This is a genomic window from Halpernia sp. GG3 (assembly GCF_052976925.2).
On the sequence record NZ_JBRIIR020000014.1, the window covers coordinates 106,505 to 128,963 of the forward strand.

Here is a 22,459-nt window from a genome sequence, read left to right on the forward strand (position 1 = left end):
TGAAAAATTTAAAAATTTACATAATATTAATTTATATATCGCTCTGCTTTATGCAAAGTTACACCGCACAACATTCTGCTTTAAAGGTAGAAGTTTTTGAAACCTCATCGGAAGGCCACCAATTAACAAAATTGAATAGTCCAGAGTTTAAAAATGAACCTGAAAATAATTCTACAATTACTTTAAATCCAGAAAAAACCTATCAAAAAATAATCGGTTTTGGCGGTGCATTTACAGAGAGCAGCGCTTATCTCTACAATGAATTAGGACAAAAGAATAAGGAAAAAGTTTTAAATGCTTATTTCAGTGAAGAAGGGGCAAATTATTCTTTAACCCGCACAGTAATCGGATCTACAGATTTTGCTTTAAATCATTATTCTTACGTGTCAGATCCGGAAGATTTAGAATTAAAAAAATTCAGCATTTCGCATGATTTAGAATATCTAATTCCGATGATAAAAGACGCACAAAAGATTTCAAAAAATAGTTTCAAAATTATTGCTTCACCGTGGACTGCGCCGCCGTTTATGAAAGATAATAACAGCTGGATTGATGGTAAATTATTATCAAAATACGATAAAACCTGGGCATTGTTTTTCGAAAAATATCTCGCTGAATATCAGAAAAAAAATATTAATATTTGGGGTTTAACTGTTGAAAATGAACCTAACGGAAACGGTGGAAATTGGGAAAGTATGCATTTTACACCCAAAGAAATGACAGATTTTGTTCAAAATTATTTAGGTCCACAATTAGAAAATTCACCTTTTAAAAATGTTAAAATTTTAGGTTACGATCAAAATAGAAAAGATTTACTGAACTGGACGAAAGAAATGTACCGCAATAAAGAATCTTCAAAATATTTTACTGGTGCAGCAATTCATTGGTATGACAGTACTTATGATTATTTTCCGAACATTTTAGATCAAGCACATGCTGATAATCCGGATAAATTAATTATTCAAACGGAGGCGTGCGTTGATGCAGATGTGCCGCACTGGCAAGATGATGCGTGGTATTGGAGCAAGGAAGCGACGGATTGGGGTTTTGATTGGGCGCCAAAAGAAGACCAACATTTACACCCAAAATATGTTCCTGTTTATCGCTATGCACGAGATATAATTGGTTGTCTGAATCATTCAGTCAACGGCTGGATTGATTGGAATATGATTTTGAATAAACAAGGCGGTCCAAATTGGTTTAAAAACTGGTGCGTGGCGCCGGTTATTGTAGATCCGGAAAAAGATGAAGTTTATTTTACACCGATTTATTATGTGATGGCACAATTCAGCAAATTCATTCGGCCAGACGCAGTTCGGATTGATTTTAAAAGTGATAATCAAACTTTGATGACGACTGCTTTAAAAAATCCAAATGGTGATTTTGTTGTAATCATTTTTAATCCGTCAGAAGAATTACAAAAAGGTAAAATAGTTTTAGGGCATCAATCAACAAGTTTTCAGATATCAAAAAAAGCGTTACAAACTATAATCATTAAAAAATAACTAATGAATCAAAATGCCTCAATCACTGAAAATAAGGTAGCAATGGGCCAAAAAATAGCGTTTGGTTTTGGTATGCTTGCCAACCAAATGTTTCCCGCTGCTTTGGGTATTTTTATGGTCGTTCTTGTTCAAAACTTAGGTTTTCCTCCGTTAATGTGGGGAACGCTATTCTTTTTCCCAAGAATTTTTGATGCTTTTGTAGATCCCATTATGGGGTTTATTACGGATAATACAAAATCTGTTTGGGGCAGAAGAAGACAGTATGTTTTCATTGGTGCGGTTATTATGGGAATTTCATTTTCTTTAATGTGGCAAATGACGAAAGCAGATGGTGTTACCTACAATTTTATTTATTTTTTATTGTGGTCTTTTGTCTTTTATTTAGGTCTTTCCATTTTCAGTGTTCCTTACGTAGCAATGGGTTATGAGATGAGTGATGATTACAATGAAAGAACTAATATAATGGCCATTGCACAATGGATTGGTCAATGGGCATGGGTAATCGCACCATGGTTTTGGGTAATTATGTATGATCCAAAGTGGTTTCCTTCTGGTGATATTGCGACAAGAACTTTAGCGATATGGGTGGGAATTTCTTGCGCTATTCTAGCAATGGTGCCTGCATTTTTTATAAAAAGTAAATCGACTTTAAACGAAACAAGTTATTCGCCATTGACACTCAAAACCATTGGCGGCAGTCTTAAAGAAATTTTCGAAAGTTTCAAAGAAGCTTTTAGTTATGATGTTTTTAAAAAACTTTGTTTTTCTACTTTTTTAATTTTCAATGCTTTTAACACGGTTGCAGGTTTTACTTTTTTCATCATTGTTTATTATCTTTTTAAAGGTAATGCACCTGCAGCGGGACTTTGGCCAACTTTATTTGGATGTATCGGTGCTTTAGCAACTACTTTTATTGTAATTCCAATTGTGGCTTGGATGTCCAAAAAAATGGGTAAAAAAGATGCATTTATGCTTTCACAGGGCATTTCTGTGGTTGGTTATATTATGCTTTACTTTTTATTAATACCCGGAAAACCTTATATGTTTTTATTTGCTTTGCCATTTTTTTCCTTTGGTATCGGCAGTTTATTCACAATAATGATGTCTATGACGGCAGATGTTTGTGATTTAGACGAATTGGAAACGGGTAAGAGAAGAGAAGGTATTTTTGGTGCGATCTATTGGTGGATGGTAAAATTTGGTTTTGCAATTGCGGGATTATTAACCGGTGTAATAATGACGGTCGTTGGTTTTGTTCCAGATGCAGTAAATTCTCCCGAATCTGTAACAGGTTTAAGATTATTTTTCTCTGGTTTACCCATTGCTGGTACAATTGGCGCAATGCTCATTATGAGAAACTATGATTTAACGGAGGAAAAAGCAGTTGGTATAAGTGCAGAATTAAAGAAAAGAAAAACACCTCAACCTTCAGGATATTCGGAAACTTTATTAGCCGCAGGTATGAATTTTAATTTTTTAACCGAGGCAGAATTAAAAGGTCAATATCCGTTTATATCTACTTCTAGCATTGATTTTAAAAAAAATTCCATAGAAGATTTAAAAACAGAATTTCAAAATGTATTTAATAGAGGAATGCACGGAATTTGTTTTAGCGCTTATGATGACGGACAAAAACCTGGCGACAACATTACCGAAGAACAAATTAGAAGAAAATTAGAACTATTAAAACCACATACGAAATGGATCCGAGTTTTTTCTTGTTTAAATGGCCATGAAAAAATACCAAAAATTGCAAAAGAAATGGGTTTAAAAACCTTAGTAGGCGCGTGGATAAATAATAAATCCGAAGAAAACGAATTAGAACTGCAATCTTTATCAAATCTTATAAAAGATAACTTGGTTGATATTGCTGCGGTTGGAAATGAAGTTCTTTTTCGCAATGAGTTGAGTGAAGAAACTGTAATTGGTTATATCCAAAAAATAAAAAATACCGCGAATGGAACACCAGTTGCGTGTGTTGATGTGTATTATCAATTCATCAACAGACCAAAATTAACCGCCGCTTGTGATGTTATTTTGGCTAATTGCTATCCTTTTTGGGAAGGGGTTGGGATAAATAATGCGGGATTTTACCTGCAGGAAATGTATGAGAAAACCAAAATTGCAGCCGCTGAAAAAAAAGTAATTATTACTGAAACTGGTTGGCCAAGCAAAGGAAATAAAGTGGGAAACGCCGAACCTTCCCCAGAAAATGTAATGAAGTATTTTATAAAAATTCATAACTGGATTGAAAAAGAAAATATGGAATTGTATTATTTTTCTTCATTTGATGAGTCTTGGAAAATTCATGCTGAAGGTTGGACAGGCACTTCTTGGGGACTTTGGAATAGTGAAGAAAATTTTAAATATTAATAATTAAATTTTTAAACATGTCATTTAGAATAAGCCAATATTTAAATTATAACGATACAAGCACTAAAACTGAAGATTCATTTTTTAAAAATAAATCTGAGGAAGAACTTCAACATTTATTTACAGACATACTTCAGAGCGGGGTTCACGGCTTATGTTTTAGTCTTTATGAAGAAGGTCAAAAACCAGGTGATATTATCACAGAAAAACAGGTCCGCCGCAGAATTGAGAAAATAAAGCCCTATACCAATTGGATTCGGTCTTTTTCCTGCACAGAAGGCAATGAATTAATACCAAAAATCGCAAAAGAATATGGGATGAAAACCTTAGTAGGCGCGTGGCTTGGTAATGAAAAAGATAAAAACCAAGTTGAAATGGATGCTTTGATCCAACTTCAAAAAGACGGTTTTGTTGATATCGCCTCGGTTGGGAATGAAGTTTTATACCGTGAAGATTTAACTGAAGAAGAATTAATGGAGCATATTCTGTATGTTAAAAATGCAATTCCAGATTGTGTAGTTGGTTATGTTGATGCTTATTATGAGTTTGTTGTTCGTCCAAAAATCACCGAAATCTGCGACGTAATTTTATGTAATTGTTATCCGTTTTGGGAAGGAACACCGGGTGAATTTTCTTTAAATCACCTAAAAGATATGTACCAGCAATGTAAAAATGTCGCTCAAAATAAAAAGGTGATTATTTCAGAAACTGGCTGGCCTACTGCTGGGGAAAAGATTGGAAATTCTGTTCCATCGCTTTTACAAAGTGAAAAATACTTTATAGAAAGCCAACTTTGGGCAGCGGATGAAAACGTTGAGGTTTTCTATTTTTCCACTTTTGATGAAGGATGGAAGAAAAATGCGGAAGGAGAAATTGGTGCGCATTGGGGAATTTGGGATGAAAATGAAAACTTAAAATTTTAAAATTAGAAATGACAATTTTCGAAAAATATAATCTTTCCCCAGGAAATGCAGTCTGCTATTCCGGTTTTCGGGCAGGTCAAAAACCAGGCGGAAATTATCCGTCTTATGACGAAATCAGAGAAGATTTATTATTACTTCAAACTCATTTTAAATATTTGAGAATTTATGATATTGATCTGCATGCAGAAATTCTCTTAAAAGTTATTACACAAGAAAAATTTGATTTTAAAATTATGCTTGGTGCTCACATTGAAGCAGAAAAAAATAATGAAAACTGTCCGTGGGAAACGCCTTTTTTGTCTGATGAACAAATGAAATTTAACCAGCAAAACAATGAGCAAAAAATTTATAAATTAATTGATTTGGCCAATTTATATACTAAAATAGTTTCGTTTTTATCAGTGGGAAATGAAGCTTGCGTGAGTTGGACAGATCATCTAGTGTCAGAGGAAAGTGTGATTAACTACACAAAATTAGTTCAAGAAAAAACAACACAACCTGTCACTTTTTGTGAAAATTATTTGCCTTGGATTGATAAATTGCAAACTTTAGCAGAAACGGTAGATTTTATTTCGATTCATTCTTATCCGCTTTGGGAATATAAAAATATCACTGAGGCCTTAAATTTTACGATTCAAAATTACCAAGCGGTAAAAAGCAAATATCCAGATAAACAGATTGTGATTACTGAGGCGGGATGGGCAACATCAGCCAACGGAAAAGGATTTCCAGCAGAAAATGCCAATGAAAACGCGCAGCAAGCTTATTTTAAAGCTTTAATGAATTGGTGCAAAACTGAACATATTTTATGCTTTTATTTTGAAGCTTTTGATGAATCTTGGAAAGGCTCGAATGATTTGTTGGAACCGGAAAAACATTGGGGTTTATTTTATGAAAACCGGACTTCAAAACAAGCATTGACCAATCTTTCAATAACAAAATTTAATTATGTTTAAACCACTATTTTCTAGAATATTTTCTCTTCTTTTATTTTTTCATATCATGGGCAAAGCACAGGTAGATGTTGTTTATCACGATTTAGTTTGGTCTGATGATTTTAGCACAAATGGTCCTGTAGATGCTACTAAATGGTTTCACCAGACGTTGTTGCCTGGCGCAAACGGAGAACAATTTAATGGTGAGTCAGAATATTACACAGATAGAGTGGACAATTCTTTTGTTAATAATGACTTATTGAACATTGTTGCAAAAAAGGAAACCTACACCAGTAATGGTTTTACTAAAGATTATACGTCTGCAAGATTAAATTCTAAATTTTCTTTTAAATATGGTAGAGTAGATGTTCGCGCAAAAGTGCCAATTGATGGGGGAACTTGGCCTGCAATTTGGCTTTTAGGTAAAAATGTAAATGAACCTGGTGGTTATTATTCTGCGACATATGGTACTACTAATTGGCCAGCTTGTGGGGAAACTGATATGATGGAACACGGTATTTTCGGTGGAAAACCGACTAATTACATCCAAAGTACTTTACATACGCCTTCTTCTTATGGTAATTCAGTAAACAACGGTGGTGCAATTGCAAATAGTGATTTGCAGTCTAATTATCACATTTACTCTTTGAACTGGTCACCGAACCAAATGACTTTTTTATTGGATGGTGTTGCATATTACACTTATAATCCTTCCGTAAAAAACGCTTCGACCTGGCCTTTTGATAAAGAACAGTATTTACTTTTGAATATTGCACTGGGCGGTGTTGCGGGGTCTATTCCTGCGAATTTTACTCAAACTTCTATGCAGGTAGATTATGTAAAGATTTATCAAAATAACGCGCCAGATACAGAAGCACCGACTTTATTTACAGCAAAAACAGGTGCTATTGATAATAATTCTATCGAACTTTTACTAAATGCAACAGACAATTACGGCACTTTAAATTATAAAGTGTCGCACGATGGAACTGATATTAATGTAACGGGCGCATCTGGGGTAGATAAATCTGTGGTCATCAATAATCTTACGCCAAACACTACTTATAATTTTACGGTTGCCGGTGCAGATAATGCAGGAAATTATGCTGCAAATAGTCCATTAAATATTAGTGCAAAAACGACAAATAATGTCAGTAATAATTGCAGTGGAACAAGTGCAGATGCGAGCCAAGGTTCTTTTACTTCAGGTTATAATTATCAATTTCAAACAATCGGGACGGACGTTAAATTTACTTTTAAATTATTGGATACCGATAAAACTGGCGTGGTTGCTTATTTGTGGAAACAAAGCCCCTTCACAGAAACACCGATGGACGCTTTAGGAAATAACACGTTCACCAAAACAATCTCTGGTCAAACCGTGAATTCTACGATAAATTATGCCGTGAAATTTGCTTTTGCAGGTGGACTTTCGGTGACAAAATATTTCCCTTATGTCGTGGGAAGCACATGTAGTTTAAATACTTCGGAAACTTCTGATCAAAGTGCGAAAATTTATCCAAATCCAGTGAAAGATATTTTAAATATTGAATTGCAACAAGCCCAAAATACTCTTAAGCTTATTGATGAAAGTGGTAAAACTATTTTAACTAAAAACTGTGGTAAGAGCACGACTTTAGATTTATCTAAAAATCCACCAGGTGTTTATTATTTGGAAATTAAAAATAGCGCAAAGTCACAAACTTTAAAAATCCTAAAGAATTAAAAAAAACATCTCCGCGATACCATCTATACATTGTATATACAGATCGGTATTTTACTGTTTTACAACGATTTAGTAGATGCTAAGTAAGTATATTTGAGAAGAAAATTCAGGAATGAAAGTCATGATCTGAATTAAAAATTAATGTAATATAAATTAAAATTCTAGAATGAAAACAAAATTTTTATCCTTTTTAATCGTAGTTTTTAGCTTTGCTTTTGGCTTTGCGCAAGAACTCGTAACGAATGGTGATTTTAATGCCGGTTATACTGGATGGTCTGGCGGTAATGCGGCAAATGTAGTAACTGTTGGTGGAAACAGTTATTATCAAACCAATGTCACCACACCAGGACAACCAGCTTACACAAATAACTTAAGTTATGTTCTTTCTTTAACAGCCGGTACAAAATACACTTTAAAATTTGACTCATGGTCTGACGCACCAAGAGGTTTTATTGTTGGTTTAGGTTTAAATCATAATCCGTATACGTCTGTTACTGCACAACAAAATATTACAACCGCAGTAACTACTTATACTTTAAGTTTTACGCCTACAGTTAGTGATTCGGATAGTAGAATTATCTTCGATATGGGTGCAGAAGTTGGAATTGTACGAATTGATAATGTTTCTCTAAAAGTATTTGTTCAAGATCCTACTACTGATGCTTCTTTAAGCGATTTAAAAGTAAAGGGCACCACGATCGCAGGTTTTCTTACTGGAACAAAATCTTATACTTATGAATTACCAGTTGGAACTACAATTGTACCACAAATAACATCCGCTACTACTACGAATGCTGCAGCTTCAAAAATTATTACACAAGCAACAGCTCTGCCAGGAAGCGCAACGGTTAAGGTAACGGCTGTAGATGGAACAACAACGAGTACTTATACGGTTAATTTTATAGCAGATTTACCAAATGCTTCACCATATCATACTACTACCGGTACACTTTTACCTCTTAATTTCAATACAAATGCGACTGTAAACGATACTGGAACGCCGTCAACGGCAACAGTTTGGAATCCAGATTACACTTTTGGTGGGTTTACAAGTATTAAAAATTTAGCAACGTCAGGAACTAATAATGCTATTTATACTGATTTTACTACTGGTTATGGTGCTGGAAGTGCAGCAAATAGAAATGTTAGCAGCTATTCCTATTTTAATTTTGATTACTTTGTTCCTGCTAATGAAACTCCAGGAGCTAATGGAGATGAATTTTACTTCGATCTTATTTCCAATAGCCCAGTGAAAGAAAGCAATTATGAAATAAAACCTACCGGCGGAGATGCAGTATTGGTTAAAGGTTCTTGGCAAACAATCTCGGTTCCACTTGCAACATTTGTGGCAAAAGGTTTTAATCCAGCGACCTTTTTTCAATTTAAGTTAGGGGCGACTTCAGATATTAATACTAAAGCAGTATATTTTGATAATATGTATTTTTCTACTGTCGCTGCAACTTTGGGTGTAAAAGATGCAGTTGTTAAAAATGCATTAAGCATTTATCCAAACCCAGTTAGATCTGGTAGTAATATCATGATTTCTAGCCAAGTAAAAAGTGTAGAAATTTATAATATGAATGGACAATTGGTAAGAACTTCAACTTCGCAAAGTGTAAGCTCGCAAGGTCTTACTAGCGGTTTATATTTAGTAAAAGCAACAGATAGCAAAGGGTCTGTGCAAACTACAAAATTAATCGTAAAATAGTTAATTTTTTAATAATAATAAAGCTGTTTGATTTTTCAAGCAGCTTTATTTTTTTAAGTATCTTTAGGTGTGAAAAAAACAGTTCTTTTATTTTTCAGTCTTTTCAGTTTCATTTTATTTGCGCAAAACCTTGAGGTGAAAGGTGTGCCGCGAATTGAGAATTTTGTACCAACACAATACAAAAATGCTGGAAAAATTTGGGCTATTAATTCTGCTAAGAATGGTATTTTATATTTTGCCGCAGACCAAGGATTATTAGAATTTGATGGTAAAAAATGGCAACTGTATAAAGGTAGTAAAGGCTTTACGCGTTCACTTTTAGTACAAAATGATTCTTTAATTTATACAGGTTCTGATGTTGATTTTGGCGTTTGGAAAAGGGATAAATTTAACAAATTTAATTACCGATCACTTTATCCGAAAAAGACTAAAACCGTTGATGAATATGAAGAATTTTGGGGCATTTATAAAAACTCTGAACAAACAATTTTTGCTTCACATGAAAATATTTACATTTTAAAAAATGATAAATTAACTCTCCTTAAAGCACCTACGAAATTCTACACCAGTTTTGAAAGTGAACACAATATTTATTTTGCAGATGAAAATAAAGGCTTGTTTACGATTGAAAATGATCGTTTAAAATTTGTGTTTAAGTATCCTGATAATAAAAATTTAGAAATAATCGGCGCTTATAACGAGCAAAATAAGTTAGTTATTATTACCAGAAATAAAGGAATTTTCACTTTCGAAAACAATAAATTATTACATCTGAAGAGTTCATTTTCTTCTCAATTAATACGCGATAAAGTGTTTAGTTTCAAAAAATTAAACCAATCTGTTTTAGCATTTGGTACAATTCTAAATGGTCTTTATATAACTGATTTACAACGAAATATTATTCACCATTTAGATAAGCAAAAAGGTTTATCAAATAACACTGTTCTAAGTCTTGAAAAAGATAATTTGGGAACTTTATGGTGCTCTATGGATTACGGATTATCCAAAATTCATATCCAAGATAATTTTTCCTATTTTTTTGATAATACCGGAAATTTCGGTTCTGCAACGAGCGCACTTCTTTGGCAAAATAAATTTTATCTGGGAACCAACCAAGGTTTATATGTTACCGACTGGCAAAATCTAAATGATTCACAACCTTTAGATCAATTTAAAATTATACCAGGTTCGGAAGGACAAGTCTGGAGTTTAGAAAATATTGAGGGAGATTTATTGATGGGGCATGACCAGGGTTTATTCAAAATTAATGGTGGAAAATTAGAAAAATTAGATGATCACCACGGTGTCTGGACGATGAAGCTTTTTAATGAAAACTATTTGTTAACGGGAAATTATAATGGAATCTCTGTTTATAAAAAACAAAATAATATCTGGAAATTTTTTAAAAAATTGGATGGAATTGGTGGTTCTTGTAACCAATTCGTGATACAAAATAAAAATATACTTTGGGTAAATGTTCCTAATTATGGCGTTATAAAAGTTAATTTGGATCTTAATATGAACACGTCGAGTATTAAAACTTATTATATGAAGGATTTCGAAGGCGGTAATTTTAATCTTTATTTATTAAATAAAATAATACGCGTTCAAACAACTACTAATGATTATTCGTTTAATGAAACAACAAATAAATTTTCATCAACTTATCGACAAACAAAAAGTAAGATTGATAATTTACTTTTGAATCCCTTAAAAATACCGACGTTTTTATCAAAAGATTATTTGTTTCATCCCATAGATAATGGTTTTGCTTTAGAGAAAATTAGTGGGAAAAATTCGTTAGAAAATACCAATCCGACACTTTTTCGTGGTCTGGAAGTCTTCAATAATTCAGAATCAAAGTGGAGTTCTTTAGATAAAAAAATTGACTTTGATTTTAATAATATCAAGCTTAACTTTATAGTGCCTCAAACAGAAAATGCAGTTTATCAATATAAATTTGGAAACGATAAGAACTGGAGTTTCTGGACGATAAATAATCAATTTGTTTTTTTAAATTTAAAAGAGGGAAATTATGATTTCTACGTAAGAGCAAAAATTAACAATCATCTTAATGCCGTTAAAAAAATTAATTTTACAATTTCTGCACCTTTTTACAGAACGTATTATGCTTATCTATTATATGTTCTACTTTCTCTTTTGCTCTATTTTTTCTACCGAAGGAGACAAAATAAAATACTTGAAGATCAAAAAAAATTATTGCTGAAAAGACAGCAAAAAAAATTGGAAAAGCAGGCAAAAAAATTTCAGAAAGAGAAAAGTGTCATTGAACAAATACAGTTAGAAAAGGAAAAATTTCTGCTTCAGCAACAGGTTAAAGATAAAACAGTAGAACTTGCGGTGAAAGCCAAGGAAGACGACGATAAAATGAGATTACTCGTAAATATTAAAGAAAAACTAGAAGATGCTCAGAAGAATCCGGCACAAAACAACATGCGTCAAAAAGAAATTAAGCGATTGATAGACACATCGCTTAAGGTAGAAGACCATACTTTCGAGATACAAATGGATGAACTGCACCAAAGTTTCTTTAAAAATTTACAAAAGGAGCATCCAGTTCTGTCAATTTATGATCTTCGTCTGTGCGCTTATCTAAAAACCGGCTTAAATACACAGGAAATTGCAGAAATACTTGATGTTCTGCCATCCAGTTTATACGTTAAACGCTCGAGACTTCGCAAAAAACTAGATCTTGGTCCTGACGATGATTTATATATGATTTTAAATAAATTTTAAGACTTAACATAATCATCGCAAAAGTTATTTTGAAAGGCGAAATGAAAAATGATGCTTCCATTAATTCTGTTGATTTCTTCTTTAAAATTAAGGTCTAAATTTCTCTGATTTTGCCATAAATTGAAGAGGTACTTTTTAATTTTAAATCGGTCAATAATCGAGCTGCAAGAATCCACATAAATATCTGCATCTTCTTTTTCAAAATTTTCCCAGGCATTTAGTTGGTAGGAAAGACCAACTTGAGTTCTTCCGACAAATCGCGCAGAAGTATCTATGATGACGTTGTTGCTTTTCCGCGCTTTTGCGTCCATGTTATGTAATCGTTCAAATAACGCGCAGCCTTCCAAAAACTTAACGTCCGGAACTCCACTAGATTTTTCGTAATAAGCAGTGGTAATTGCGAAACTTCCATTAAAATGCTGATGGTGCGTTGGTACAGTATTAATAGGGTCTTGAAGGATTTTTGCTTCGGCTTCTGCGATTAACAGTTGATAATTTTCGTCTTTAAAATGAATTGTTCCCGTATTGTCATCTAAATGCTCTAACTCAATTGGAAAAAGCAAAATTCTTTCACCCGCAGCTTCCGACCCATTCTCAATCTCTAATTTATTCTGCGATATCCAGTCTGTAGCAACTCGCTATCGCCATCAGTGGTCATAATGATTCCGCCACCGTATTTTATCAGCCTTTTGTAGGCAGCATTTAAAAGTTTTCTAACATATCCGATATTTGACTTATCTAATTCTAATATTACTTCTTCAAGATAGATATTTAAAGTGGAATGTTGTTTTACAAAAATTTTCTATCAAAACAACAGATTGGTCTGAACAATTATTGGCTAAAATTAAAACTTCAAAACAATTGTGGTCAAGTGGATCTCCATAGTGGTCTATCTGCCTGAAAAATGCTCTAAGCGTCTTTTCAATATAATTTTCCTCGTCTTTTACAGGAATTACGACACAGATTTTGGTATTTGCTGTTATTTTAAAATTTTAAAATACAAGTTCGTGTGAAATTTCTGCTAAATAATTCATCAAATTGTAATAAGGTAAAGTTTAAAAATAATTTCAAAATTCTATCAAACAATTTGTCAATATTTTTAAAAAATTAAAAATAATTTTTATTTTATAGATTAAAAAATTTGAATGAAAAAGATAATACGAATTTAGTTGCTAAAGCAATAAACCAATTTGATTATTATAAAAATAACTATTTTGACTTTTCGTTACAATACAGGGTTGTAAAAACAAAAAACGCGCTGAAAATCAACGCGTTATCTATCAAAATGTAGACCCACAGGGACTCGAACCCCGAATGTCGGTACCAAAAACCGGTGTGTTACCAATTACACCATGGGTCTGTCTTTATTTTTGTGGTGCAAATCTAAAAATAATTTTTCTACCAACCAATTTTTATTTAATTTTTTTCAAATTAATTTTAATTATCTTCATTTATAGCCCTAAAACCAGGTTTAGAATAGAAATTATTAAGATCATTTGATTCGCTTTTTAAATTTTTAAAGTCAGATTTCTATTTAAAATTTTTAATAAATTTTAAATTGTTGCTATAATTTGTAGCAAACTACATTTTGAAATATAGTCAAAATAAGATTTTATTTCTGTATTTTTACATTCTAAATATTATAAATGGCTACAGCAGAAGATAAAAAAAAAGCGCTCAGTTTAGTGCTTGAAAAACTAGATAAAACCTACGGTAAAGGGACTGTCATGACTTTAGATGATGGTGCGGTGATAGAAGCTATCGAAGTAATTCCGTCGGGATCTTTAGGTATCGATTTAGCCTTAGGTGTTGGTGGCTATCCAAGAGGCCGGGTAATTGAAATTTACGGACCAGAATCTTCTGGTAAAACGACTCTCACTTTACACGCGATAGCAGAATCTCAAAAACAAGGTGGTACTGCAGCTTTTATTGATGCTGAACATGCCTTTGACAGAAGTTATGCTAAAAAATTAGGAATAAAATTAGACGAATTAATTATTTCTCAACCGGATAATGGCGAGCAGGCTTTAGAAATTGCGGATAATCTTATCCGTTCTGGTGCAGTCGATATCGTAGTGATTGATTCCGTCGCAGCATTGACTCCAAAAGCTGAGATTGAAGGCGAAATGGGCGACTCTAAGATGGGTCTTCACGCAAGATTAATGTCTCAGGCCTTAAGAAAATTAACAGGAACAATTAGCAAAACAAAATGTACCGTGATTTTCATTAACCAATTAAGAGAAAAAATTGGGGTAATGTTCGGAAATCCTGAAACAACAACGGGCGGAAACGCTTTAAAATTCTATGCTTCAGTAAGAATTGATATTAGAAAAGCGAGTGCGCCAATTAAAAATGGTGATGAGGCAGTTGGTAGCCGTGTAAAAGTGAAAATTGTAAAAAATAAAGTAGCGCCACCATTTAAGATTGCTGAATTTGATATTATGTACGGCGAAGGAATTTCTAAAGTTGGTGAGATTTTAGACCAAGGTGTAGATTTAGAAATAATCAAAAAAAGCGGTTCTTGGTTTAGTTATGAAGGCACGAAATTAGGGCAAGGAAGAGATGCGGTAAAGGATGTTATCAAAGATAATCCGGAATTGGCAGATGAACTTGAAGGTAAGATTAAAGATAAGATTAAAGAAAATAAAAAATAATTTTCATAAAATAAAAAAGCCGACTTATATTAAAGTCGGCTTTTTTTACACTAATTTTTAAACAATTTCAATACTTTCAAAATCTCTGAAGCCATTCAAAAAATCCGTAACAGACATTCTTTTTTTTCCTTCTAATTGAACTTCAGTAGGTTTATAAATTCCACTTCCGGTAAAAATATTAAATTCCTTTTTAAAAATTTCTAATGTTCCTGGTGAAGATTTATCTTCAACTTCCTGGAAAGTTCCCGCGAAAATTTTTAAAGTTTTTTCTTCCTCATTTATTTTAATAGAAGTAAATGCTGCAGGATAGGGTGAAAGTCCACGAATGAAATTATAAACTTTTTCCGACGGCTGATTCCAATTAATTCTCATGTCTTCTTTGGAGATTTTAAAGGCATTTTTTGGATGTTCAACTTTTGGTTGAGGTTTTTCTTTTATTGTATTTTCGGCTAATCCATTTAATGTTTTTACGACCAGTTTTGCACCTAAATCCATTAAACGATCATGAAGTTCACCGGCATTTTCGGTAGGCGAAATATCTAAGTCATTTTGTAATAAAATATTTCCTTCATCTATTTTTTCATTAATAAAGAATGTAGTCGCTCCCGTTTTTGTTTCGCCATTTATAAGGGCAAAATTAATGGGCGCCGCACCCCGATAATCTGGTAGAAGGGAGCCATGAAGATTAAAAGTCCCTAAATTGGGCATTTCAAATAAAACTTTTGGCATCATCCTAAAAGCAACAACAACAAAAATATCAGCTTCTAGTTTTTTTATCTCATTCAGGAAATTTTCATCTCGTAATTTTACGGGCTGAAATAATATCAGATTATTTTCTACTGCAAACTTTTTAACGGGCGAAATATTGATTTTCTGTCCTCTTCCAGACTGTTTGTCTGCTACTGTTACTACGCCAACTATTTCGTGATTAGATTTAAAAATTGCTTCCAATGAGGCTTTTGCAAAATCAGGTGTACCGAAAAACACCACTTTTAATTTCTTCATTATATTCTTTTCAAACTTAATTTAAAGTATAGGTTTTAAAATCTGCCATTTTAATTTTATCCAAATCTAAAAGTAATATTACATTTTCTAATATTTTTTCTTTGTTAAACTGAGGTAGCTGTATACAAATTTGTTCCAGCGAAAATTTATTTATCGAGAGTAAATCTAACACTGAATCTGATACCGTTTTTGGATTGATAAATTTCTTATCATGTTCACAAACATTACAGATTCCACAATCTTGAACGTTTTTTTCGCCAAAATAAGACAAAATTAATTTCATTTTGCAATAGTCCTTGTCTTCCATAAAGAACTTCATTTCTTCCCATTTCTGCAACTTATTTTTTTGAATATGTTCAAATAATTGCCAATAAGAATTTTCAATCAAACGCTGATTCCTATGTTTTAAAAATCTCACGGAAGCAGAATCACCATCAATATAATTTAAATATTTTTTCTTTACTAAATCTTTTAAACGCTCTTTAATTAAATGTTTACTGATCTCTAATTTTTTACTTAGATAATCTTCGTTAAAAGACACTTTATAGGAAGAGAAACCCGAAATATTTCGAAGCAAAAGCTCTATAAAGTAAGCGTCTTTTTCAGGAAGTAAATCTATTTCAGCGGCAGAAATATTTAATTCAATCGTAGAATTTGATTTTTTATTTTGATAAAATATAATTTCTTGGGTATGGAGAAAATTTAAAATATTTTTAATTTTTGCAATTGATAATTTAGTAAAATTTTGAATATTTTGAAGTTTTAACTCAAACGTTTGTTCTGGTAAATCGTGTTCTGCAACTTGAAAAGTGGAGTAGAGAAAGGAAATGATTTTTAGAAATTCTTTTTTATTTGGAATGGCGTTGTATAGGATCTCATTTATTTTACTTATTTCTGATTTATTCCAAAGTAAAAAAGCATAACTTATTTCGCCATCTCTGCCTGCCCTGCCAATTTCCTGATAATAATTTTCTAAGGAAGCAGGAGGGGAAAGATGGATTACGAAACGCACATTCTCTTTATCAATACCCATTCCGAAAGCGGTCGTCGCAATTATGACGTGATTAGCACTTTTTAACCAAAATTCTTGAATCCGATTTTTATCCATTGCAGATAAGCCGGCGTGGTAAAAGTCGACGCTTTTATTTTGTTTTTTAAGAAATTCGCAGAGATCTTCGGTTTCCTGACGTGTTCTGGCATAAATGATCCCCGATGAATTGGCAAAGTTCAGTAGATTTAAAATACGTTCATACTTGTTAGAAATTTCATCAATAAAAATTTTAATATTATCTCTTCTAAAACTTTTTTGAAAGATCTGAACATTGTTTAATTCTAATTTTTTTCCAATTTCAATTAAAACCTTCGGAGTAGCCGTTGCAGTAAGCGCGACACAGGGTAAAGACGAATAGTTTCTTCTAAATTTTGCAATATTTTGATAACTTGGTCTAAAATCTTGTCCCCATTCTGAGATACAATGTGCTTCGTCTACAGCGATAAAAGAGAGTTTTATATTGTCTAAATTATTCAAAAAAATAGGATCCATCAGCCGTTCTGGTGAAACATACAAAAGTTTTGTGAGGTCGTCTTTACAGTTATTATAAATAATTTCGGTTTCAATATCATCTAATTCAGAGGAGATGAATTCAGCTTCGATGCCTTTGTTTTTTAATTGAAGTACCTGGTCTTTCATCAGTGAAAGGAGAGGCGATATTACCAAGCAGGTTCCTTCTAAAAGTAAAGCGGGAAGTTGGTAACATAAAGATTTACCACCGCCAGTTGGTAATAATACCAAATTATCTTTACCAGAAACAACAGAATTAATGATTTCCTCTTGATTCTCTCTAAAAGCAGAAAATCCCCAAAAATGTTTAAGGGTTTTTGTTTTTAATTGTTCAAAATTATCTTCAGAAATCATAAGGTAAAAGTAAAGAAAATTTAGAAATGAAAAAAGCCACGCAAGACGTGGCTTTTTATTTATGAATAATTTTTATAAATTATTTTGCTTCGAAGTATACTCTTCTATTTGCTCTGTTTTTCCATTCAGGACATTTTGTTGCAGGATCGCATTCTGAATATTTAAGGTCTTTTTCACCTTTACCAATTGCTTCTAATTTCGAAGCTTCGGCTCCGTTTTTGATCAAATAAGATTTTACATTATCTGCTCTTCTTTCGGAAAGTTTTTGATTGTAAGCATCAGACCCTCTTGTATCTGTACCACCAATTACTTTGTAAGATGTATTATTAGAATTAATATAGTTTGCTGCGTTATTTAGAATAGGCGTGTTAGTTGGTAAAATTCTGTCAGAATTCAAATCGAATTCGATACCTTCTAATGCTCTTTGCGGATCAGTAACAACACCAGTTCCGGCTAAAGGACATCCTTGATTTTCTACTGGACCAGGAACAACAACACATTTGTCATATAAGTCAATGACACCATCTAGATCGGTATCTAAAGCTACACCTGCACCGTCAACTCTTGCACCGGCTGGGGTATCTAATTGTCTGTCCCAATCATCACATACTCCATCATTATCTTTATCTCCTTTTTTACAAACTTCTATATCTTGGTTTTTATTGGCCAAAACGTCTAATTTGTAATAAATTTCCTGCAATGGATCATGCCACATTAAGTGAGATTCGTGTTTTCCTAATTTTAGAGATAATCCAAGGGTTGCGTTAATGAAATTATCTGAGGTATTTTCACTTCTCTGGTTTATAGCACTATTCGGTGCACCACCACCATCAAAAGAATCATCACCTGTATAAACATACATTACTCTTCCCTCAATATCTATTCTTCTATTAACTTTAAATTTCAATCCAGCACCAGCTTGGGAGAAAAGTGAACTAATTCGGAAGGGTTTAATTTCTGTTTCTAAAACTTGTCCAGCTGGGGTCTTTTGGTAAGCTCTGTAAGCAAGGGTACCAATACCAGCATAACCATGGAGCGCCCATCTATAGTTTGATTTATTGTCAACTCTTCTCAAAAGGTTAGAAAAGTTTAAATCACCTAAAAGTGATATTGCATCATACTGAGTTCGTCCCGCAACTTGATAGAAAGGATTACCTGTTGTAGGTGCAGCATCTTTAGTATTAAACCAACCTTGTCTTGTTTCGCCTTTATCATATTGAAGATTTAATCCAAAAGCATGTGTAATAGCTTTATCAATACTTATGTAAGCTGAATAACCATAAAGGTTTCTACCGTTACCATTTTTAATCGAAGTTAAGTCAGCAGATTGCAATAATGGCACGCCACCACCAAATGAAATTGCCCAATCGTTAAATCTTTTGGACTGTGCTGTAAATGGAGACACATTAGATGAACCTGAGGAAAATGTATTCGGGTATTTTCCAGAAGAAACAGCTAAAGAATCTTGAGCAAATGCCACTGTTGGTAAAACCAAAGCTAGAGCGATGCCAGCTAAATTTAGTTTCATAATTTATTTATTTTAGTTGAATTTATTCTTGATTTATGCAAAATTATGTTATTTTTCATAATCTTAACAAAAAGCATTCCATTATTTTTTTAGAGGACAACCATTATTTTCTTTTGGTCCAGGAACGGTAACACATTTATCATATAAATCTATTACACCATCAAGGTCCATATCTAAAGCTTTGCCAGAACCGTCTACTCTCGCTCCAGCAGGGGTGTTGAGTTCTCTATCCCAATCATCGCAAACACCATCATTATCTTTATCACCACTTTTACAGACTACAATATCTGTAGTTTTATTTTCTAGAGTATTTACTCTATCATAAGCATTCTGCAAAGGATCGTACCAAGTAAGATGTGATATATGCTTACCTAATTTAAACGTTAATCCCAATGTAGCAGTAAACATATCATCAGCGGAAGAACTATTAATTGCATTGTAAGCTGGTATACTAGTTTCAGTGAAACCTCCACCATCAAACTGATCATCACCAGAGAAAATATACATTACTCTTGCTTCAATGTCAATAAGTTTAGACACTTTATATTTTAAACCGGTACCAACTTCAGAAAAGAATGACTGTATACCTAAAGGTTGATTAATGCTGATGGGTGCTCTTTTTGGAACCGTACTATATCTGGAAGTGTCATTATCTAAAAGTTGCGTTTTATAACCCATAAATCCTGCACCAGCATAAGCGTGCAGCGCTAATCTATAGTTGGAGTGGTTATCAACACGGCGCATTAAATTGGATAAATTTAAATCACCAATCAAAGATAATTGGTTGTATTTAGTAGATGCATTTGCTACACCTGCGGCTATACCAGCTGCACCAGAAAGTTGTCCTCTTTGGTTTGTCTTTCCATTTTGATAGAGAACGCTTAAACCGAACGTGTGTGAAATCTGTTTATCTAAACTGATATAGGCATTATAACCCCAATCAACTTTATTTCCATAAAAAGAAGTGAGATCTGCAAAGTGCATAAATGCTCCACCACCGCCTACTGAAACCGCCCAATCATTAAACAAACGTGAGGTGTTGTCAAATTTTTGAACCTTTGTAGATCCCGAAGAAAATGTTGTAGCACCAGAACCTGAAGTGTCCATTTTTGATTTCTGCGCAAAAAACGCCATCGGCAAAATTGCTGCTAAAAATAATTTTACTTTCATATTATGTGTTTTTAGATTTCTTTTAATTGTGTGATTAATTTTTTTGAAAAATCTCTTTCATTGACGTTTTTATGATGCGGTATAATTAGCTTTTTACTTTTATAAATTAAAGCATCATAGAAGACAATGTCAATATCAATAATTCTGTCAGAATACTTACCACTCGCTGCTGAGTCTACTTTTCTTCCTAACTTCCTCTCAATTTGCTTCAATTTTTGCAAAAGCATAAAAGGTGAAAAATTCGTGACTACCCTAATTGCAATATTACAAAAAATATTACAACTTTCAAATTCTACAGCGTTACTGATTAAATATTCTGATTTTTCTGTAACTTGCCCAATTTCCCTTTGCAGATAGTCTATTGCTTCATCTATATTATGCTTAGAATCTCCGAGATTACTGCCAAGTAACAAAACCACTAAATGTTGCGACATATTATTCAAATTTATACAAAATTATGAAGAATTTTTTTAAGCTTGTGCTGGCAAATATTGTAGCTATTGGCTTTATGGTAACTGCAATTGTTCTATTTTTCTTTTTCTTTGTTGTGGCCTCTGCGATGAGTGGTGAGAAATCTGTGTCAATAAAAAGTAACTCTATATTAACTTTAGACTTTAAAACTAAAATAATAGACAGTCCTGCAGAAGGAAAAGAAAGCGTATTTAGTTTTAATAGTGATCAGAATAATGTGACCTTATATAATGTTATTCAATCAGTAAAAAAAGCAAAAAACGACACTAATATTAAGGGAATAAGTATTGAAACTGATAATATTAATGCAGGTATTACGCAGTTGGAAGATGTGAGAAACGCCTTAATAGATTTCAAAAAATCTGGAAAGTTTATTTATGCTTACGGTAATTCTGTTTCTCAGTCATCTTATTATTTAGGTTCAGTTGCGGATAAATATTATTTAAATCCTGCAGGTAGAATAGAATTAAAAGGAATGGCAGCAGAAGTGGTTTTTTATAAAAATTTTATGGATAAATATGGTATTGATGTAGAAGTTATTCGCCACGGTAAATTTAAAGCAGCGGTGGAGCCTTTCATAAAGAATGAAATTTCACCAGAAAATAAAGAGCAGCTTTCTACTTTATTAAATGATATTTGGGGAAGAACTTCTGCTGAAATTGCAAAATCCAGAAATATTTCACCAGAGAATTTTAAAACAACTGTTGACAGTCTATACTCCATGATCCCAGATCTTAGTTTGAAAAATAAGTTAGTTGATCAATTAATTCAGGAATCACAATACGATACCATTTTAAGAGCAAAATTAAATGTGAAGAAAGATGATAAATTGAACAAGATCTCTTTTGAAAATTACGTAGAATCAAATAAAGAAGACAGCAAAAATAAAGATAACCAGATTGCGGTTCTTTACGCATCGGGCGAAATTTATGGTGGAAAAGGTTATGATGGGATTTACGCTGAAAACTTTAAAAAACAGATTAAAAAATTGAAAGATGATGATAATGTAAAAGCAGTTGTTTTAAGAGTTAATTCTCCTGGAGGTAGTGCCAATGCAGCCGACGAAATTTTATTTGAGTTACAACAGTTAAAAAATAAAAAACCTTTAATCGTTTCTTTTGGTGATTATGCTGCTTCAGGCGGTTATTATATCGCAATGGCGGCGAATAAAATTTATTGCGAGCCCAATTCAATTACAGGTTCTATTGGTGTTTTTGGTATTATTCCTTACTTTAAAGACATAGCCAACAAAAACGGCATTCGTTCTGACGTGGTTTCTACCAATGCTAACTCTTTAATGATTTCTCCCATTAATGGTTTAACGCCCGGAACTGTGAGTATCATGACCAGAAATGTAGAGGGAACTTACAAAAGATTTGTATATTTTGTAACGCAAAATCGTAAAAAATCTTTCGAACAAATTGATGCAATTGGTGGTGGACGCGTTTGGAGTGGAACGCGCGCCAAGCAACTAGGTTTAGTAGACGAATTGGGAACTTTAAATGATGCTATTGTTTATGCTGCTAATTTGGCAAAAGTGAAATCTTATGATATAGGATCTTACCCTAAAAAGATGAACAAACTTGAACAAATATTTAAAGGTATGAATGAAGATGAAATTTCCACTAAAATTATTGAAAACAAAATTGGAAAAGAAAACTACCAAACTTTTGAACAAATTTTCAATCCTAAATATAAAGAGGGAATTATGATGAAAACAATGTTTGACATAAAATTCTAAATCTTTTGGCATAAAAAATCCCGGTTTGAAATTTCAAACCGGGATTTT

Annotated in this window: 16 protein-coding genes and 1 tRNA gene; 9 read left to right on the forward strand and 8 right to left on the reverse strand. The window is 32.8% G+C overall.

Features of this window, described 5'->3' with window-relative positions:
* Positions 1-50 precede the first annotated feature (50 nt).
* The 7 genes from ACVBED_RS07950 to ACVBED_RS07980 all read left to right on the forward strand — a co-directional run bounded on the left by ACVBED_RS07950 (position 51) and on the right by ACVBED_RS07980 (position 11,927).
* On the forward strand, positions 51-1,505 hold the full coding sequence (locus tag ACVBED_RS07950) for a glycoside hydrolase family 30 protein (protein ID WP_473094829.1): 1,455 nt from the start codon (positions 51-53) through the stop codon (positions 1,503-1,505).
* 3 nt (positions 1,506-1,508) lie between these two features.
* Complete coding sequence (locus ACVBED_RS07955) at positions 1,509-3,878, forward strand: MFS transporter (RefSeq protein ID WP_447121327.1); 2,370 nt, start codon at positions 1,509-1,511, stop codon at positions 3,876-3,878.
* Between the two features lie 17 nt (positions 3,879-3,895).
* On the forward strand, positions 3,896-4,801 hold the full coding sequence (locus ACVBED_RS07960; RefSeq protein WP_473094830.1) for a glycoside hydrolase family 17 protein: 906 nt from the start codon (positions 3,896-3,898) through the stop codon (positions 4,799-4,801).
* An 8-nt stretch (positions 4,802-4,809) separates the two neighbouring features.
* Entirely contained in the window at positions 4,810-5,757 is a 948-nt protein-coding gene (locus tag ACVBED_RS07965) for a glycoside hydrolase family 17 protein (protein WP_473094831.1), read from the forward strand.
* The gene (locus ACVBED_RS07970) at positions 5,750-7,462 is read left to right on the forward strand and encodes a family 16 glycosylhydrolase (protein ID WP_473094832.1); all 1,713 of its coding nucleotides are present in this window, start codon (positions 5,750-5,752) and stop codon (positions 7,460-7,462) included. Before ACVBED_RS07965 ends, ACVBED_RS07970 begins: the two co-directional genes overlap by 8 nt.
* A gap of 166 nt (positions 7,463-7,628) precedes the next feature.
* Positions 7,629-9,170, forward strand: a complete 1,542-nt coding sequence (locus ACVBED_RS07975) for a T9SS type A sorting domain-containing protein (RefSeq protein ID WP_473094833.1) — start codon at positions 7,629-7,631, stop codon at positions 9,168-9,170.
* A gap of 69 nt (positions 9,171-9,239) precedes the next feature.
* Positions 9,240-11,927 (forward strand): triple tyrosine motif-containing protein, encoded by a 2,688-nt coding sequence (locus ACVBED_RS07980; RefSeq protein ID WP_447121335.1) that lies wholly within the window; start codon positions 9,240-9,242, stop codon positions 11,925-11,927.
* Here ACVBED_RS07980 and ACVBED_RS07985 read toward each other — a convergent pair.
* From ACVBED_RS07985 to ACVBED_RS07995, 3 genes are all read right to left on the reverse strand, one after another.
* Positions 11,924-12,490 carry a hypothetical protein gene (locus tag ACVBED_RS07985; RefSeq protein WP_447121336.1) on the reverse strand — a complete coding sequence of 189 codons (567 nt, stop codon included), beginning with the start codon at positions 12,488-12,490 and terminating at the stop codon, positions 11,924-11,926. The genes ACVBED_RS07980 and ACVBED_RS07985 overlap by 4 nt on opposite strands.
* A gap of 195 nt (positions 12,491-12,685) precedes the next feature.
* A complete protein-coding gene (locus ACVBED_RS07990; RefSeq protein ID WP_447121541.1) occupies positions 12,686-12,910 on the reverse strand; it encodes a glycosyltransferase family 2 protein in 225 nt (74 codons plus the stop codon).
* A gap of 305 nt (positions 12,911-13,215) precedes the next feature.
* Positions 13,216-13,287 (reverse strand) — tRNA-Gln (locus ACVBED_RS07995).
* 286 nt (positions 13,288-13,573) lie between these two features.
* On the opposite strand from ACVBED_RS07995, the gene recA reads away from it, so the two are divergent.
* Entirely contained in the window at positions 13,574-14,581 is a 1,008-nt protein-coding gene (gene recA / locus ACVBED_RS08000) for a recombinase RecA (protein ID WP_473094834.1), read from the forward strand.
* A gap of 57 nt (positions 14,582-14,638) precedes the next feature.
* On the opposite strand, the gene fmt is transcribed toward recA, so the two are convergent.
* The 5 genes from fmt to folK form a co-directional block, all read right to left on the reverse strand.
* Positions 14,639-15,586 (reverse strand): methionyl-tRNA formyltransferase, encoded by a 948-nt coding sequence (fmt, locus tag ACVBED_RS08005; protein WP_447121337.1) that lies wholly within the window; start codon positions 15,584-15,586, stop codon positions 14,639-14,641.
* A 16-nt stretch (positions 15,587-15,602) separates the two neighbouring features.
* Positions 15,603-17,501 (reverse strand): RecQ family ATP-dependent DNA helicase, encoded by a 1,899-nt coding sequence (locus tag ACVBED_RS08010; RefSeq protein ID WP_447121338.1) that lies wholly within the window; start codon positions 17,499-17,501, stop codon positions 15,603-15,605.
* A 79-nt stretch (positions 17,502-17,580) separates the two neighbouring features.
* Entirely contained in the window at positions 17,581-19,029 is a 1,449-nt protein-coding gene (locus ACVBED_RS08015; RefSeq protein WP_447121339.1) for an OmpA family protein, read from the reverse strand.
* 81 nt (positions 19,030-19,110) lie between these two features.
* The gene (locus tag ACVBED_RS08020; RefSeq protein WP_447121340.1) at positions 19,111-20,199 is read right to left on the reverse strand and encodes an OmpA family protein; all 1,089 of its coding nucleotides are present in this window, start codon (positions 20,197-20,199) and stop codon (positions 19,111-19,113) included.
* An 11-nt stretch (positions 20,200-20,210) separates the two neighbouring features.
* Complete coding sequence (gene folK, locus ACVBED_RS08025; RefSeq protein ID WP_447121341.1) at positions 20,211-20,633, reverse strand: 2-amino-4-hydroxy-6-hydroxymethyldihydropteridine diphosphokinase; 423 nt, start codon at positions 20,631-20,633, stop codon at positions 20,211-20,213.
* A gap of 23 nt (positions 20,634-20,656) precedes the next feature.
* Between folK and sppA the strand changes: the two genes are divergently transcribed.
* On the forward strand, positions 20,657-22,411 hold the full coding sequence (gene sppA / locus ACVBED_RS08030; protein ID WP_473094835.1) for a signal peptide peptidase SppA: 1,755 nt from the start codon (positions 20,657-20,659) through the stop codon (positions 22,409-22,411).
* The last annotated feature ends 48 nt before the right edge of the window (positions 22,412-22,459 follow it).

What these genes read in the sequence shown, in the direction of transcription:
- ACVBED_RS07950 (WP_473094829.1), top strand. Translation starts at nt 51, where the DNA reads ATGCAAAGTTACACCGCACAACATTCTGCTTTAAAGGTAGAAGTTTTT.
- ACVBED_RS07955 (WP_447121327.1), top strand. Translation starts at nt 1,509, where the DNA reads ATGAATCAAAATGCCTCAATCACTGAAAATAAGGTAGCAATGGGCCAA.
- ACVBED_RS07960 (WP_473094830.1), top strand. Translation starts at nt 3,896, where the DNA reads ATGTCATTTAGAATAAGCCAATATTTAAATTATAACGATACAAGCACT.
- ACVBED_RS07965 (WP_473094831.1), top strand. Translation starts at nt 4,810, where the DNA reads ATGACAATTTTCGAAAAATATAATCTTTCCCCAGGAAATGCAGTCTGC.
- ACVBED_RS07970 (WP_473094832.1), top strand. Translation starts at nt 5,750, where the DNA reads ATGTTTAAACCACTATTTTCTAGAATATTTTCTCTTCTTTTATTTTTT.
- ACVBED_RS07975 (WP_473094833.1), top strand. Translation starts at nt 7,629, where the DNA reads ATGAAAACAAAATTTTTATCCTTTTTAATCGTAGTTTTTAGCTTTGCT.
- recA (WP_473094834.1), top strand. Translation starts at nt 13,574, where the DNA reads ATGGCTACAGCAGAAGATAAAAAAAAAGCGCTCAGTTTAGTGCTTGAA.
- fmt (WP_447121337.1), bottom strand. Translation starts at nt 15,586, where the DNA reads ATGAAGAAATTAAAAGTGGTGTTTTTCGGTACACCTGATTTTGCAAAA.
- ACVBED_RS08010 (WP_447121338.1), bottom strand. Translation starts at nt 17,501, where the DNA reads ATGATTTCTGAAGATAATTTTGAACAATTAAAAACAAAAACCCTTAAA.
- ACVBED_RS08015 (WP_447121339.1), bottom strand. Translation starts at nt 19,029, where the DNA reads ATGAAACTAAATTTAGCTGGCATCGCTCTAGCTTTGGTTTTACCAACA.
- ACVBED_RS08020 (WP_447121340.1), bottom strand. Translation starts at nt 20,199, where the DNA reads ATGAAAGTAAAATTATTTTTAGCAGCAATTTTGCCGATGGCGTTTTTT.
- folK (WP_447121341.1), bottom strand. Translation starts at nt 20,633, where the DNA reads ATGTCGCAACATTTAGTGGTTTTGTTACTTGGCAGTAATCTCGGAGAT.
- sppA (WP_473094835.1), top strand. Translation starts at nt 20,657, where the DNA reads ATGAAGAATTTTTTTAAGCTTGTGCTGGCAAATATTGTAGCTATTGGC.